Genomic DNA, 15,222 nt, shown 5'->3' with positions numbered 1-15,222 from the left:
GGCCCTCACTCCAATAAAGCCATAGCAGGGCCGCGCCACAGGAGAATCTATGCAAGCAAGCCAAACCCCGATCTGGAGCCCGTCCGCCGAGCGGCTGGCCGGCAGCCATCTCACCGCCTTCGCCCGTCTGGCGGAAACCGCCTGGAACAAGCCGCTGCCGGATTACCGCAGCCTGTGGCAGGCCAGCATCACCGATCCTGCGCTGTTCTGGTCTCTGGTTTGGGACTATTGCGGCGTCATCGGCGACAAGGGCGGCGTGGCGCTGGAAAACGGCGAAAACATGCTGGCCGCGCGCTTCTTCCCCGAGGCTCGGCTCAACTTCGCCGAAAACCTGCTGCGCCGCGACGACGACACGCTGGCGGTGGTGTTCCGCGGCGAGGACAAGCTCGAGCAGAAATACAGCTGGCGCGAACTGAACCAGCAGGTTTCGAGGCTGCAGCAGGCCATGCACGCCGCCGGCATCCAGGCGGGCGACCGCGTGGCAGGCTTCATGCCGAATATGCCGGCCACGCTGATGGCGATGCTGGCCGCCAGCAGCCTGGGCGCGGTGTGGACCAGCGGCTCGCCGGACTTCGGCCTGGACGGCGCGCTGGACCGTTTCGGCCAGACCGAGCCCAAGATCCTGTTCTGCCCGGACGGCTACTGGTACAACGGCAAAGCGGTGGATATCCGCGCCAAGATGATTGCGTTGGCGGAACAGCTGCCCAGCGTGGAGCGCATCATCGTCGCGCCTTATCTGAGCGAAGACGGCGCGGCCTTCGCCGCCGAAGTGCCCAAGGCCCAGACCTGGGGCGCCTTCATCGCCGGCTTCGAGGCGCGCGCGGTGGAGTACGTCCGCCTGCCCTTCAACCATCCGCTGTACATCCTCTATTCCAGCGGCACCACCGGCAAGCCCAAGTGCATCGTCCACGGCGCCGGCGGCACCTTGCTGCAGCACCTGAAAGAACATCAGCTGCACAGCGATGTCCATCAGGGCGACCATCTGTTCTACTTCACCACCTGCGGCTGGATGATGTGGAACTGGCTGGTGACGGGCCTCGCTTCCGGAGCGGCCTTGATGCTGTTCGACGGCTCGCCTTTCGCCGACGAGGGCCGCGTGCTGTGGGATTACGCCGCCGAGCATGGCTTCACCCACTTCGGCACCTCGGCCAAATACATCGACAGCCTGAAGAAAACCGCCGTGGTGCCGGCCCGTGACTGGAAGCTGCCGCATCTGCGCGCGCTGATGTCCACCGGCTCGCCGCTGGTGGCGGAAAGCTATGACTGGGTGTACCAGAACATCAAGGCCGACATCAATCTGGCCTCGGTGTCCGGCGGCACCGACATCGTCTCCTGCTTCGCGCTGGGCGCGGCCACGCTGCCGGTGTACCGCGGCGAGCTGCAATGCCGCGGCCTGGGCATGGCGGTGCATATCTACGACGAACTGGGCCGCCCGCTGTGGGAGGAAAAAGGCGAGCTGGTCTGCGTCAAACCCTTCCCATCCATGCCCATAGGCTTCTGGAACGACCCGGACGGCGAGAAATACCGCCAAGCCTATTTTGGCCGCTTCCCCAATATCTGGTGCCATGGCGACTACGCCGAAATCACCGCTCACGACGGCGTGATCATCTACGGCCGCTCCGACGCGGTGCTGAACCCGGGCGGCGTGCGCATCGGCACCGCCGAGATCTACCGCCAGGTGGAAACCTTCCAGGAAGTGCTGGAAAGCCTGGCCGTGGGACAGCTCTGGCAAGACGACGAGCGCGTGGTGCTGTTCGTCAAGCTGCGCGACGGCGTGAAGCTGGATGAGGCGCTGATCGCCAAGATCAAAACCCAGATCAAGAACGGCGCCAGCCCGCGCCATGTTCCGGCCCGCATCATCGCCGTGCCGGATATCCCGCGCACGGTCAGCGGCAAGATCGTCGAGCTGGCGGTGAAGAATGTGATCCATGGCAGGCCGGTCAGCAATGTCAGCGCGCTGGCCAATCCGGAGGCGCTAAAGCTGTTCGAGAATCTGCGCGAGTTGAGCGAATAATCGCCCACCGAGAATATCGACTGGCAACGGGGACTTCGGTCCCCGTTTTTCTTTGGCTATGTCCCAATTCCGTGTTGGGAGCTATGCTGAATACAGTAGCAGACCGGGAGTCGCGCCATGGATGCCCAGAGTTTTCAGCGTTTTCTTGCCCAACTGGATCAGCTCACGCTCAAACAGAGGAGCTTGCTGTCTTCTGCGCTTAAACATCCCACTCACCATGACGCCATTCAGGACGCCTTGCCTGACCTGACGGCTTGCCCACACTGCCAGGCCGAGGCCAACCAGTTGGCGTTATGGGGCTGGAGCCGAGGCCTGCGGCGTTATCGCTGCAAACAGTGCCACCGGACCTGCAATGCCTTGTCGGGCAGTCCATTAGCCAAATTGCGCAAGGCCGATCGCTGGCTGAGCTACGCCCAAGCACTGCAGGATGGCTTGACCGTGCGAGCAGCCGCTCGTGCATGCGGCATCAGCAAGAACACGGCTTTCCTATGGCGGCATCGCTTCTTGCATCGCGCATCAGACCATCTGGCGGCGCAAGCCCGAGGCATCGTCGAAGTAGATGAAACCTTCATTCTGGAATCATTCAAAGGGCAGCGGTGCCTCCCCCGCGCGCCGCGCCAGCGGGGTGGCGTCAGCCAAACACGGGGAACCGGGCCGGATCAGATTCCCATCATGGTGGTGCAGGACCGAGAGGGACATATAGCGGACTTCAAGTTGAAGAAGCTCAATGGCGCTCATGTGGAAGCGGCTTTAGCCCCGTTGGTGGATAGCGACGCCATCCTGTGTTCGGACGGCGCAGCGGTGTACTCGACCTTTGCCAGGCAGCATGGCATTACCCATCGAGTCGTGCATGCCAAGACGGGACAGCGGGTACGCGAGGGGGCGTTCCATATCCAGCATGTGAATGCCTACCATAGCCGCTTGAAGCTTTGGATGGCTCGATTCCACGGGGTTGCCACCAAATACCTTGAAAACTATCTGGGGTGGCGACGGATGCTGGAGCGCTATCAGCAAACCATGCAGCCTTGCCACTGCTTGCAGGAGGCAGTGGGTCGTCCCTTGCAACACATTATTGGGACATAGCCTTTTCTTTGGCCGCAAGCTTATCGCTCGTATGCCATCACGCTGAAACCTGCCGCAAAAGCCACCCGCAGCTGGCGCAGCCTGGGCGCGATGCCCAGCAGCTTTTCAACGCCGCGGCTGATGAATTGCATTATCATGAAAACAGGGACAAGCCAACTTCCGCGCCGCAACCGTTAGACCAAAGCCGATATCGTCCATAGCGACACGAAAAAACGGCGCGCGGCGATTTTTGGAGCGGATCATCATGCTGAGCCGACACCAACGAAGCTGGGGAATTGAGCAGTGGGCGGCTTATCTGAAAGACAGAGAGCTGCCGGTGTTGCTGGTGACGAAGAAGATTTTCCAGTCGCTCAAATCCCAGGGCAAGAACGCGCCGGAGTTTGCGCCAAGAGAATTGGTTGAATTGGTGCATGACGACCCCTATCTGGCCGTCAAACTGCTGCTGGAGGCCGAGCGGCGCCGCTCGCGGCATCTGGGCAGGGAAACCACCACTCAGCTGGCCACCATACTGCAGCTGGGAAGCGATGAATTATATTCGATGATCGCCGACAGCCCGGTGGTGAATATCGCCCACCCCGGCGGCAAAGCCGCCGTCGCCACCGCCATTCTGGCATCCCATATCGCTCGCACCTGGTCCGGCCTCCGCTCGGATGCCTCCCCCGATGAGATTTCGCTGGCCACCCTGCTTTCGGAAACCGGAGAACTGCTGCTGTGGCATTTCGCGCCGGAACTGCCCACCGCGGCCATCGAAGAATTCGAATCCGGCCGCGCCAACCGGACCGGTTTGGCACAGCTGAACACCGCCGGATTCACTTTCCGGCAATTGACCCTGATTCTGGCCGATGCCTGGCAATTGCCGCAAATGATCAGCCAGTTGATCCGCGGAGTGGACCGGCCGCGCACGCATATCGCCCAAATCGCCATAGACTGCGCCCGCCATCTCACTCAAAACCCGGACAACCCCGCCCTGCCCTCCGACATCGGCAATATCGCCCAATACATCCCAGGCGTGGCCAAGGAGAAACTGATCGCGGTCCTGCCGATTTCCGATGAGCAGAAAGCCCGTCTCCTGGCCCATCTGCAAGAGCAGGAAAAACCGGCTCAAGCCTAGCGGCGCGGCGATGGAGTCAGACCGCCTTCAATAAGCCTGACAACCATTGCAGGCTAGCCGGCTTCCCCCTCGGCTTACTCAGGCAGGCAGCCCAAGCCCTTCAAGGTCGCCTCCACCGCCTCATCCAGCGGCGTCAGCCGCTCCCGTCCCAACACGCCCAAAAGTTTGCCATTGTCCATCCGCACCGGCTGGCGCCACAGATAGCGCATCTCCAGCATTTCCCGCAGCGTGGCATTGAATGGCGCGATCAGCCGGATCAACCACCAAGGAAACGCAGCCAGCTTGGCGTCGCCGCCGTGTCGCCGCAAAACCCGCTGAATAGCCTGCGCCATCTGCGTGCCGTCCTCATCCCAATGGCCGCCCAGGTGGAATGACGCGAACGGCTCCAGCGATTCGCGCCTGGCCAGCAAGTCGACAATATTGCGCGCTACATCCGGCAAGTAGGCCCATTGATGGCCGACACCGGCGGCGGCTGGATTCTGGATGCGGCGGATGGCTTTGCCAGGCTGGATCAAACCCTGTGAAAACCAGTTATTGCCCGCCCGCGGGCCGAAGAAATCGCCGGCGCGCACAATCAGCGCCCTGCCGCCGCCTGCCGCATAGGCCCGCAGCCGAGCTTCCATTTCCACCCGGATCGCGCCTTTGCGCGTCTGCGGCCGCTGCGGCGAGTCTTCCCTTATGGCGGGAAAGGCATCCTGTCCGTAGTTGTACACCGTGCCGGGCAGCACGATGGTCGCGCCTTGCGCTTGCGCCGCGGCGATTGTCGCCTCCAACATGGGCAAGACCAGTTCCCCCCAGCGCCGGTAGCCTGGGGGATTCACCGCATGAACGATCACCTCGCAACCTTCTGCCGCCTTCGCCACATCCTCCGGCCGCATCGCGTCGCCCCGGACCCAGGCGATGCCATCGCGCTCCTGCACAGGCTGCTCCAGACGGCGCACCAAGCCGCGCACCGCCCATCCCGCGTCGCGCAACTGGCGCGCCACCTCCCCGCCTATGCCGCCAGCCGCGCCCACTACCAATGCTTGTTGTCGCTTCGTCATGATTCCGCTCCTTGATTTGTTTCGGAGCGACCATCTTATGGCGATGGCCATCAATACGGAATTGACTAAACAGGTATACATTCCATACATTTACGTATGGAAAACAGCATAGATTGGCAGCTCTACCGTTCCCTCCTCGCCGTATTGCAGGAGGGATCGTTATCTGCGGCGGCGCGCGCGCTGGGGCAAACCCAGCCCACGCTAGGCCGCCATATCGACGCGCTGGAGACGGCGCTGGGCCTTCCGCTATTCACTCGCTCGCAAGGCGGATTATTGCCTACCGACGCGGCCCGCGCGCTGCGGCCTCACGCCGAAGCCATGGCCAGCCACGCGGCGGCGCTGCAGCGCGCGGCCTCCAGCCAAGGCGAGGAACCCAGCGGCACAGTCAGGGTGACGGCCAGCGAGGTCATCGGCGTGGAGGTGCTGCCCGCTATTCTGGCCAAGCTACGGCGGCGCCATCCGGCCATCACGATAGAATTGGCGCTTAGCAATCGCTCGCAAGACTTGCTATCGCGCGAGGCGGACATCGCCGTGCGCATGACGCCGCCCCAGCAGGCGCAACTGATCGCCCGCCCCGTCGGCGCCGTCGCCATCGGCCTGTACGCCGCGCCAGCCTATTGCGCCGTATATGGCGAGCCCGCCGCGCTTGCCGAACTCAGCCAACATAGCCTGATCGGCTTTGATCAAGCCAGCGCCTTCCAGCGCGAAGCGGCCAAACGGATGCCCGGCCTGTCGCGCGAGGGCTTCAGCCTGCTCAGCGACAGCGACCTGGCTCAACTCGCGCTGCTGCGCGCCGGCGCCGGCATTGGCTTCTGCCAGCAGAGCTTGGCGGAGCGCGATGGTTTGCGGCGCATCCTGCCCGGGCATTACGAGTTGAGCCTGGATACCTGGATCACCATGCATGAAGACTTGCGCCATAACCGGGCGTGCAAGGCGGTGTTCGATGCCTTGGTCAGCGGCATGCGGCATTACATCGAGCCATAGGCGCCCCGACCGTCCAGGCGCAGCGAAAGGCGTGGGTCGTTCGATGGGGGCAACATCCAGGCACCCTGCCCTTGCGGCCATCCTGAAAACAGCCATCCGCAAGCCAGGATGAAATGAACAATCAGCTCCTGCGAGTCGGCGCAATACCCTCTCCGCTTGAGCGCCGCCCCCTCTCGCCGCCGCCAAATAGCAAAAAGCCGCCCTGGTTTCCACCAGGGCGGCTGCATCTTATTTTCACTCGGCCTGTTTCGGCAGGGACAGCCGCTGCAGCAAGGCGAAAGTCATATTGTCTTCGCGGGGACGATTGCCGGTCCACAACACCTGCCAGCCCGGCTCGGCCATGCCCTGCGCTTTGTCTCGCGCCACCAGCCAATAATCGCAAGGCGGTGTTTCGCCGCGCGGAAACGATACCAGTTCGATGCCGGCATAGTAGCGCCAGCTGATCAGCGCCAATTTATTATCGCTCTCCGTCGCCACGCAACGCGCATCCGCTGGCAGCTTGGCCCGCATTCTCTCCACCACCGGTCGATAGCTCTTGGCCGCGTCGAACCAGGGCAGCCACAAGGTCAGCGCCAAGCCCAACAACAAGGTCAGCCCTGCGGCCCAATTCGTCACTGCTTGGCGGCCCCTCAGGTGAGGACGGCTCAAGGCCCACAGCCAAGCAAGCGTAGCCAGCAGCGCGCCGCCAGCCTGCCACCACGACACATGCGGCTGGTAGAAGGGACTGAAATACTGCGCTCTGCCTGCCAGGCCTTTCGGCCAGCCATAGTTCATCGCCGCCCAGCCCAACCAGCCAAACAGACCGAACATTCCGCAAGTCATCAAGGCGAACCAGTTGAGGAAGGCCGCGGCGCCACGCTTGAGATTATCCAGCTCCACCGCAGCCAGCACGGAGAACGGCAATAGCAAAGGCATGGCGTCGATGATATTGGCGCGGTCGGACAGCGTCAGAAACACGGCGATCATCACGCAGAACAACAGCGGCAATTGCAGCTTGGGCGTTTCCAGCTGTCGATTGCGGTACAGCGTCCACAGCGCCAGCGGCCAGGCGGGGAAAGCGAACCACAGGATATTGACGCTGAAATAACCAAAATCATGGAACAGGCGCAAATGCCCGAAACCGCTGGACTGTCCCAGCGAGTAATTGGCCCACCAATCGGTGAATACCGCCGGATAATCGCGCAGCAATAACATGGGCCAGACCAGGATGGCCGGAATCGCCACCAGCAAGGCCAGCAGCAAGGTCAGGCCATAATTCTTGCAACGCCAGCTGCTGAAAGCCGGCAGCATCACCGCCGTCAGCCAGATCAGCATCAGATCGGCCAGGCTGCCGCCCAGGAAGATGGCCACGCTGGCCGCGCCCAGCAAGGCGCCGGCCAATCCCGGCGAGCGCAGGGTCAGGGACAGCGAATAAAAGGCCGCCGCAAAGCCGGCGAAGCTGGCCACCGCCGGCGTCAACTGATGGCCGGACTCAGCTAGGCCGATGCAGCCTATCAAGATCATCACCACGCTGCGGCCGTGGCGGCGGCCTATCAGATCGCGCCCAGCCATGCCGGCCAGCAATAGCGACAACGCCATCAACATCGGGGTAGCCATGCGCGCGGCGTCATGTGCCGGCATCAGCCAAGGGGAGAACAGCTTGATGCAGCCCGCGGCCAGCCAGTAATACAAGGGGGGATTATCCAGATACGGCGCGCCGTTGAGCGTGGGCAACAGCCAGTTGCCGCTGTGCAGCATGCTTTGCGCGACGGCCAGCACATAGGGCTCGTCCGGCTTCCAGGGGTCATGCCCCAGAATGCCGGGCCACAGCCAGATGAAACACAGCAGCAACAGCACCCAGGGCTTCTCGGTCGGCTTGGCCAGCGCGCCGGATTGGGCAGAATAAGTCAGCATGTTTTTTGGAATCGGTTCTGAACAGCCCGCCGAAGCCAGCTGTTGGTGATCATTTCGCGCTTGCCGCGCGCCGGTCGCTGAGATTTTAGCGTGTCCCGCATCCTGGCGCATGGCGGATTGCCTTCTCCATGGATCGATAGGCCGAAGATAAGGCGCGCGAAGACCGCCTGACGCGCCCTGCCCCGCTCAAGCGCGGGACGCGCAGGCAACAAAAAAGGCAGCCCAGGGCTGCCTTTTTCCAATCCAGATCCGGCGGCGCGATTAGCGCTTGAAGAAGCTGCCGAACTTCTGGTTGAACTTGTCCACGCGACCAGCGGTGTCCACGATCTTTTGCTTGCCGGTGTAGAACGGGTGGCAGCTGGAGCACACTTCGATGGAGAAGGCGTCCTTGGACATGGTGGACTTGGTTACGAACTGTTGGCCGCAGGAGCAGGTAACAGACAGTTCTTTGTAATTCGGGTGAATATCGGTCTTCATCTCTCTTACCTTTCAAATCGGGTACAGGGGTTTTGCCTGTACTGCTTGCGAAACCTAGCATTATCCGCCGTTTGCCCGCGCTTGACAAGCGCGGGCGGCGAATCGCCTCAGGCGCGGCGCCAGCTGGTGCCGCCGGCGCCGTCTTCCAGCACGATGCCCTTGGCCGTCAGTTCGTCGCGGATGCGGTCGGATTCGGCCCAGTTCTTGGCCGCGCGGGCATCCTTGCGCGCCTGGATCAGCGCTTCCACCTGTTCGGCGGACAATTCGCCCTCGGCCGCGCCGCCCTTGAGGAAGGCTTCCGGATCGCGCTCCAGCAGGCCCAGCACGCCGGCCAGATCCTTCAGCAGGCGCGCCAGCTGCGCATCGCGGCTCTTGTTCACTTCGCCGGCCAGCTCGAACAGCACCGCCACCGCTTCGGACGTGCCGAAGTCGTCGTCCATCGCCGCCTTGAAGCGCGCGGCGTAAGCATTGTTCCAATCAATGCCATTGGATGCCGGCAACTCGATGCCGCGCAGCGCCGTGTACAGACGGGTCAGGCCTTGCTTGGCGTCGTTCAGGATGCTGTCGGTGTAATTCACCGGGCTGCGGTAATGGCTGCGCACGATGAAGAAGCGGATCACTTCGCCATCGAAATGCTCAAGCACATCGCGGATGGTGAAGAAGTTGCCCAGGCTCTTGGACATTTTTTCGCCATCGACATTGATGAAGCCATTGTGCAGCCAGTAGTTGACGTACTGGTGGCCGTGCGCGCCCTCGGACTGGGCGATCTCGTTCTCGTGGTGCGGGAACTGCAAATCCTCGCCGCCGCCGTGGATGTCGAAATGTTCGCCCAGATGGTGGCAGCTCATCACCGAGCACTCGATATGCCAGCCCGGACGGCCCTTGCCCCACGGGCTGTCCCAGGACGGCTCGCCCGGCTTGGCGGCTTTCCACAGCACGAAGTCCAGCGGATCGCGCTTGTTCGGGTCCACTTCCACGCGCTCGCCGGCGCGCAGCTTGTCCAGGGTGCGGCCGGACAGCTTGCCGTAGCCTTCAAACTCGCGCACCGCGTAGTAAACGTCGCCGTTGGCGGCCGGATAGGCCTTGCCGTTGGCGATCAGTTTTTCGATCAGTTCTATCATGCCGCCCACGTGGTGGGTGGCGCGCGGCTCGTGCGTCGGCGGCAGCAGGCCCAGCGCGGCGGCGTCCTGATGCATGTCGGCGATGGTCGACTCGACCAATTGATCCGGCGTGATGCCGCGCTCCAAGGCGCGGTTGATGATCTTGTCTTCGATGTCGGTGATATTGCGGACATAGGTCACGTCGTAACCGGAGGTCTTCAGCCAGCGGTAGATCACATCGAAAGCGGCCAGCATGCGGGCATGGCCGATGTGGCAGAGGTCGTAGACGGTCATGCCGCAGACGTACATGCGCACCTTGCCGGGTTCGATGGGTTTGAACGCTTCCTTCTGGCGGGTCAGGGTGTTGTACAGGCTCAGCATGGTCAAAAAAACCTATGGTTGGTCAATCGAAAGGGAAGGATTGTAACAGAGCGGAGCAAACTGTCGTAAGCGGCGTTTGGATGAAAAAACCGCCGGCAGGCGGCGGTTCAGATTCCAGCGCATTCGGCCCACGCTCAGATGCGCGGCCAGTCTATGGGACGGTAGTCCGGCAGGCCATCCTTGAACGGCGGGATGCGCTCGCCTTCCATCAGCGGCTTCACATAATCGAGGAAGGCCTGGGTGACGCCGAAGCCGTCGGCGCTGATGAATTCAGGCGGCAGCCGTTTTTCCTTGTCGCCGACTGCGGACAGCGGCACCTCGGCCACGTTCCAACAGTAGGGATGGTCGTTCAAACGCTGAATGCCGGCCATCAAGCCGGACTTGCCGGCCAGCAGCCACTCCACCGCCTTCTCGCCCATCACATAGGCCTGGCGCACATCGGTGGCGGAGGCCAGATGGCCGCCGGCGCGCTGCAGATAGTCCACCTGGGCCACGTGCGCGGAAATGCCGCGCTCGTTCAGAATCAGCTTGGCCAGCCAGTGCCCCGCCCCGCCCAATTGCTCGTGGCCGTAGGTTTCCGACTTCTTGGCTTCGGCCACGAAGCGGCCGTCCTTGCCGGTGATGCCCTCGGCCACGGCGATGGCGCACTGGCCGTACTTGGCCAGGCTGGCGTCCAGCGCCGCCAGGAAGCGGTCTTGATCGAACGGCACCTCCGGCAGCAGCAACAGGTGCGGCGCTTCGTGCGGATTGCGCGAGGCGGCGGCGCAGGCTGCGGCCAGCCAGCCGGTGTGGCGGCCCATGGTTTCCATGATGAACACGCGGCCCCAGCCCATGCTGGTCATGTCCAGGCCCACTTCGCGCATGGCGCTGGCCAGGAACTTGGCGGAAGAGCCGTAACCGGGGCTGTTGTCGGTGCCGACCAGGTCGTTGTCTATGGTTTTGGGAATGCCGATCACGCCCAGCTTGTAGCCGGTGTGCTTTTCAAAATCGACCAGCCGCTCGGCGCAGCCCAAGGAGCCATTGCCGCCGTTGATCAGCAGATAGTGGATGTCGTGCTTGGCCAGCACGTCGCGCAGGCGCAGCCAGTCTTCCGGCGCTTCTTCATACGTGCCTATCATGCGACGGCTGACGCCGAAGCTGCCGCCCGGCATGAAAGCGAGCTGGGCGATGGCGGTGTCGGATACCGCGTCGGTATCGCACAGCCTGCCATCCAGCAGGCCGGCCAGGCCGTCGTAGGCGGCGTAGAGAGAGAGTCCGAGGCGGCGCGCCGTCTCGATGGCGCCCTGGGCGGAGGCGTTCAGAACGGCGGTGGGTCCGCCGGATTGCAGATATACGGCTCTTGGCTTGGTCATGATCGCAACCTGATAGTGTGGACTGTCCGGGCAGCGCCAAGGCCGACAGCATGCCGACGCTGCTAACACCACCACCATACCACCGCCCGCCAAAGCCGCTCAAGCAGGCAGGCTGCGCCAAATCAGGCTTCCTTGACAGGCGGCAAACCGGCCGCGATGTAGTAGTTTGACTACATACATTCCCATCAACAAAAAAGCCGCGCCATCGCGCGGCCCATCTTGCTGGATCATGGCTTACATGCGGCTCACCGCGTCGCCCGGCGCAAAGCGTTCAGCTTTGACCGGAGACTGCTTGGCCACGTAGTCCTTCAACATTTCGGCATCGACGAAGCCGGTGTTGACGAAGCCCGGATGCTGATTCATTTTCGGGTAGCCGTCGCCGCCCGCCGCCATGAAGCTGTTGATCGCCACCCGGTAGGTCTTGGCCGGATTGATGGCCTTTCCGCCCACCAGCGCTTCCTTCAATTCGCCTTTTTCGATGCGCAGCTTCACACCGGCGAACTGGGCGAAAGCGCCGGCGCCCGGCGTCATCCTGGCGGCGGCTTTGAGGTAATCCAGCGCCTCGTCGCCCTTCATGTCCACATAAACCAGGGTGCTGCCGAAGGGAAAGACCTTGAGCACATCCTTGTAGCTCAACACGCCGGCCGGCAAGGAATCGCGGATGCCGCCGGAGTTGATCACCGCGAAGTCAGCCTTGGCCTTGGCCATCATCGCCTCGCCGACGAACACGCCCAGCCCGGTGGGCTGGCTGCGCACCACCGAACGGTCGCCTTCCAGCTTGGCCGACAGCTCGCCCACCTTGACGCCCAGCTCGGCCTGGCCGCGGTCCTGGTAGCCCTTGAGGAAGCTTCTGAGCTTGCCGTCTTCCGGAATCAGCTCGGTGTACGGCACTTTCTCGGTTTTGCCGTCGGCGGTTTTCACCGTCTTTTTCAGGTTCACCGGAATCAGCTGGTATTTCACCAGCTTGAGCTTGCCGTTATTGAATTCGAAATCGGCGCGGCCGACATATTTACCCCACTCGTGCGCCTGCACGATCCAGGCGCCGTTCTGGCGATCCGGCGCGCACGGCGCGCCCGGCACATAGGCGTCGTCGCGGACGTTTTCAGCCTTCATGCACACCGGGTTCTGGCTGTGGCCGCCGACGATCAGATCCAGGCCCTTGACCGCGCGCGCCATTTCCACGTCGCCCGGAGCGTTCACGCCATGATTGCCGTCGGTGTAATGGCCCATATGGGTGGCGGCGATGACGATGTCGGCTTTGTCGCGCAATTCCGGCACCAGCTTGCCGGCCTCGGCGATCGGGCTCCTGAACTCAATGCCCTTGATCTGCGCCGGGTTCACCATCTTGGCGGTGTCGTCGGTAGTCAAGCCCAGCACCGCCACTTTGACGCCGCCCAGATTGAAAATGGTGTAGGGATCGAACATCCGGCGGCCATCCTGATAGATATTGGCCGACAGCATCGGGAAGCTGATCCACTGCCGCTGCTTCATCAGCACCGGCACCGGCTTGTCGAACTCGTGGTTGCCCACCGCCATCGCGTCGTAGCCGATGCGGTCCATGCCGCGGAAGTCCGGCTCGGCGTCTTGCAGGTCGGATTCCGGCACGCCGGTGTTGACGTCGCCCCCGGACAGCAGCAGCGAATAACCGCCTTCTGCCTTCACCTCGGCTCGCACCTTGTCCACCACCGTTTTCTGGGCGGCGAGGCCATACTCGCCGTCGCTGTTCGGCCAGAAGCGGCCGTGGTGGTCGTTGGTGTGCAAGATGGTGATCTTGTAGGTCTTGTCGCTGAGATAGGCGCCCTTGCCTGGCTGGGTGGCGCAGGCGCTGAGCATGCCCGCCATCAGCAGGGCCTGTGAAACGGACTTGAGCGTAATGTGCATTTTTTTCTCCTTATAGTCCGGCTCGCCAGGCCGGCTTGCGCGCGGAAACCGCTCCACACGCAAAAATGGCGAACCCGGAGGTTCGCCATCGGCGCTACAACAAATGCTTATTTCCAGCTGTCTTTCAAGCCTACCGTGCGGTTGAACACGGCCTTGACGCCAGGCTGGTGTTCATAGCGGTCGGTGACGAAATAACCCAGGCGCTCGAACTGGAAGCGCGATTCCGGCGCGGCCTGCAGCACCGAGGCCTCCACATAGGCCGGCACCAGCTTCAGCGAATCCGGGCTCAGGAACTGGCGGAAGTCGACGTATTCGCCGTCCTCGCCGCGCACCGCGTCCGGACGCTGTTCGGTGAACAGGCGCTCGTACCAGCGCACATCCACCGAGATGGCGTGCTCGGCCGACAGCCAGTGGATCACGCCCTTGACCTTGCGGCCTTCCGGGTTCTTGCCCAGTGTGTCGTGGTCGATGGAGCACTTCAGCTCGACCACCTCGCCGTTGGCGTCCTTCACCACTTCTTCGCACTTGATCACGTAGGAGTAGCGCAGGCGCACTTCGCCGCCGGCGGTCAGGCGCTGCCACTTCGGCGGCGGCACTTCGGCAAAGTCGTCGCGTTCGATCCAGATCTCGCGGGCGATGGGTACATCGCGCTCGCCGAACTCCGGATGATGCGGATGGAAAGGCGCGCTGCGGCTGGCGGTGACGGCGGCGTCGTAATTGGTAAGCGTCACCTTCAGCGGATTGACCACGGCCATCACGCGCGGCGATTCGTTTTCCAGCGTCTCGCGCACCGCGCCTTCCAGCACGCTCATGTCGATGATGTTCTCGCCCTTGGACACGCCGATGCGCTGGGCGAACAGCTTGATGCCTTCCGGGCTGTAGCCGCGGCGGCGCATGCCGGCGATGGTGGGCATGCGCGGGTCGTCCCAGCCGGTCACCACGCCTTCGTTCACCAGCGCCAGCAGCTTGCGCTTGGAAGTCAGCGTGTACAGCAATTCCAGGCGCGACGATTCATATTGGCGCGGATGGCAGCCGATGCTGATATTGTCCAGCACCCAGTCGTACAGCGGACGGTGGTCTTCGAATTCCAGCGTGCACAGCGAGTGGGTGATGCCCTCGATGGCGTCGGAGATGCAATGGGTGTAGTCGTACATCGGGTAGATGCACCACTTGTCGCCGGTGCGGTGATGATGCACGCGGCGGATGCGGTAAATGGCCGGATCGCGCAGATTGATGTTGCCGGAGGCCATGTCTATCTTCAGGCGCAGCGTCTTGCTGCCATCCGCGAACTCGCCATTCTTCATGCGAGTGAACAGGTCGAGGTTTTCTTCAACGCTGCGATCGCGATAGGGGCTGTTCTTGCCCGGCTCGGTCAGGCTGCCGCGGTACTGGCGCATTTCTTCGGCGGACAGGTCGTCCACATAGGCCTTGCCGGCCTGGATCAGTTCCACCGCGTAGCCGTACAGGCGGTCGAAATAGTCGGACGCGAAGCGCACTTCGCCATCCCACTTGAAGCCCATCCAGCTGATATCGTCGATGAACGACTGCACGTATTCCGGCGACTCTTTCTCCGGATTGGTGTCGTCCATGCGCAGATTGCACTTACCCTGGTAGTCCTCGGCCAGGCCGAAGTTGATGCAGATGGCCTTGGCGTGGCCAATGTGGGCGAATCCGTTAGGCTCCGGCGGAAAGCGGGTGACGATGCTGCTGTGCTTGCCCGACGCGAGGTCCTGTTCGATGATGGTTCGGATGAAGTTGTTGACAACCGGCGCGTTGTTTTCCGTGCTCATGTTCTGGCTGTGGGTATGGATAGCGAATCGGTCATTGTAACCGATTTTGGCCCAGGTTTTGATAAGGGATGTGACAGAGGCCTGCCTCATTGCGCCACCCTATCCAATCTCCC

Annotated in this window: 11 protein-coding genes; 4 read left to right on the top strand and 7 right to left on the bottom strand. The window is 62.6% G+C overall.

The features are described 5' to 3' along the window. Window positions 1-49: 49 nt before the first annotated feature. The 3 genes from NKT35_RS15380 to NKT35_RS15370 all read left to right on the top strand — a co-directional run bounded on the left by NKT35_RS15380 (window position 50) and on the right by NKT35_RS15370 (window position 4,208). Window positions 50-2,014, top strand: a complete 1,965-nt coding sequence (locus tag NKT35_RS15380) for an acetoacetate--CoA ligase (protein ID WP_254294522.1) — start codon at window positions 50-52, stop codon at window positions 2,012-2,014. A 117-nt stretch (window positions 2,015-2,131) separates the two neighbouring features. Further along, window positions 2,132-3,097 (top strand): IS1595 family transposase, encoded by a 966-nt coding sequence (locus tag NKT35_RS15375; RefSeq protein WP_254293992.1) that lies wholly within the window; start codon window positions 2,132-2,134, stop codon window positions 3,095-3,097. 244 nt (window positions 3,098-3,341) lie between these two features. Then, a complete protein-coding gene (locus NKT35_RS15370) occupies window positions 3,342-4,208 on the top strand; it encodes an HDOD domain-containing protein (protein WP_254294520.1) in 867 nt (288 codons plus the stop codon). A 74-nt stretch (window positions 4,209-4,282) separates the two neighbouring features. Here NKT35_RS15370 and NKT35_RS15365 read toward each other — a convergent pair whose 3' ends face one another. Continuing rightward, window positions 4,283-5,251, bottom strand: coding sequence for an NAD-dependent epimerase/dehydratase family protein (locus NKT35_RS15365; protein WP_254294518.1), 969 nt, complete (start codon window positions 5,249-5,251; stop codon window positions 4,283-4,285). Between the two features lie 96 nt (window positions 5,252-5,347). Between NKT35_RS15365 and NKT35_RS15360 the strand changes: the two genes are divergently transcribed. Beyond that, window positions 5,348-6,235: a LysR family transcriptional regulator gene (locus NKT35_RS15360; RefSeq protein WP_254294516.1), complete on the top strand. Its 888-nt coding sequence runs from the start codon at window positions 5,348-5,350 to the stop codon at window positions 6,233-6,235. A gap of 234 nt (window positions 6,236-6,469) precedes the next feature. Here the strand turns inward: NKT35_RS15360 and NKT35_RS15355 are convergent, their stop codons facing one another. The 6 genes from NKT35_RS15355 to NKT35_RS15330 form a co-directional block, all read right to left on the bottom strand. Beyond that, window positions 6,470-8,128, bottom strand: a complete 1,659-nt coding sequence (locus NKT35_RS15355) for an ArnT family glycosyltransferase (protein ID WP_254294514.1) — start codon at window positions 8,126-8,128, stop codon at window positions 6,470-6,472. A 261-nt stretch (window positions 8,129-8,389) separates the two neighbouring features. Next, window positions 8,390-8,605: a 50S ribosomal protein L31 gene (gene rpmE / locus NKT35_RS15350; protein ID WP_114062334.1), complete on the bottom strand. Its 216-nt coding sequence runs from the start codon at window positions 8,603-8,605 to the stop codon at window positions 8,390-8,392. Window positions 8,606-8,712: 107 nt separating this feature from the next. Next, on the bottom strand, window positions 8,713-10,086 hold the full coding sequence (cysS, locus tag NKT35_RS15345) for a cysteine--tRNA ligase (RefSeq protein ID WP_254294512.1): 1,374 nt from the start codon (window positions 10,084-10,086) through the stop codon (window positions 8,713-8,715). 134 nt (window positions 10,087-10,220) lie between these two features. Beyond that, on the bottom strand, window positions 10,221-11,438 hold the full coding sequence (locus NKT35_RS15340) for a 6-phosphofructokinase (RefSeq protein WP_254294509.1): 1,218 nt from the start codon (window positions 11,436-11,438) through the stop codon (window positions 10,221-10,223). Between the two features lie 234 nt (window positions 11,439-11,672). After that, complete coding sequence (gene ushA, locus NKT35_RS15335; protein WP_254294507.1) at window positions 11,673-13,319, bottom strand: bifunctional UDP-sugar hydrolase/5'-nucleotidase UshA; 1,647 nt, start codon at window positions 13,317-13,319, stop codon at window positions 11,673-11,675. Between the two features lie 107 nt (window positions 13,320-13,426). Continuing rightward, window positions 13,427-15,109: a glutamine--tRNA ligase/YqeY domain fusion protein gene (locus tag NKT35_RS15330; RefSeq protein ID WP_254294505.1), complete on the bottom strand. Its 1,683-nt coding sequence runs from the start codon at window positions 15,107-15,109 to the stop codon at window positions 13,427-13,429. Window positions 15,110-15,222: the final 113 nt, after the last annotated feature.

The organism is Chromobacterium sp. IIBBL 290-4 (genome assembly GCF_024207115.1).
Lineage (GTDB): Bacteria > Pseudomonadota > Gammaproteobacteria > Burkholderiales > Chromobacteriaceae > Chromobacterium.
This window is presented reverse-complemented; position numbering and strand designations above follow the sequence as displayed.

Bases quoted from the DNA above. Each gene is read 5' to 3' on its own strand.
- NKT35_RS15380 (WP_254294522.1), top strand. From the start codon at position 50: ATGCAAGCAAGCCAAACCCCGATCTGGAGCCCGTCCGCCGAGCGGCTG.
- NKT35_RS15375 (WP_254293992.1), top strand. From the start codon at position 2,132: ATGGATGCCCAGAGTTTTCAGCGTTTTCTTGCCCAACTGGATCAGCTC.
- NKT35_RS15370 (WP_254294520.1), top strand. From the start codon at position 3,342: ATGCTGAGCCGACACCAACGAAGCTGGGGAATTGAGCAGTGGGCGGCT.
- NKT35_RS15365 (WP_254294518.1), bottom strand. From the start codon at position 5,251: ATGACGAAGCGACAACAAGCATTGGTAGTGGGCGCGGCTGGCGGCATA.
- NKT35_RS15360 (WP_254294516.1), top strand. From the start codon at position 5,348: ATGGAAAACAGCATAGATTGGCAGCTCTACCGTTCCCTCCTCGCCGTA.
- NKT35_RS15355 (WP_254294514.1), bottom strand. From the start codon at position 8,128: ATGCTGACTTATTCTGCCCAATCCGGCGCGCTGGCCAAGCCGACCGAG.
- rpmE (WP_114062334.1), bottom strand. From the start codon at position 8,605: ATGAAGACCGATATTCACCCGAATTACAAAGAACTGTCTGTTACCTGC.
- cysS (WP_254294512.1), bottom strand. From the start codon at position 10,086: ATGCTGAGCCTGTACAACACCCTGACCCGCCAGAAGGAAGCGTTCAAA.
- NKT35_RS15340 (WP_254294509.1), bottom strand. From the start codon at position 11,438: ATGACCAAGCCAAGAGCCGTATATCTGCAATCCGGCGGACCCACCGCC.
- ushA (WP_254294507.1), bottom strand. From the start codon at position 13,319: ATGCACATTACGCTCAAGTCCGTTTCACAGGCCCTGCTGATGGCGGGC.
- NKT35_RS15330 (WP_254294505.1), bottom strand. From the start codon at position 15,109: ATGAGCACGGAAAACAACGCGCCGGTTGTCAACAACTTCATCCGAACC.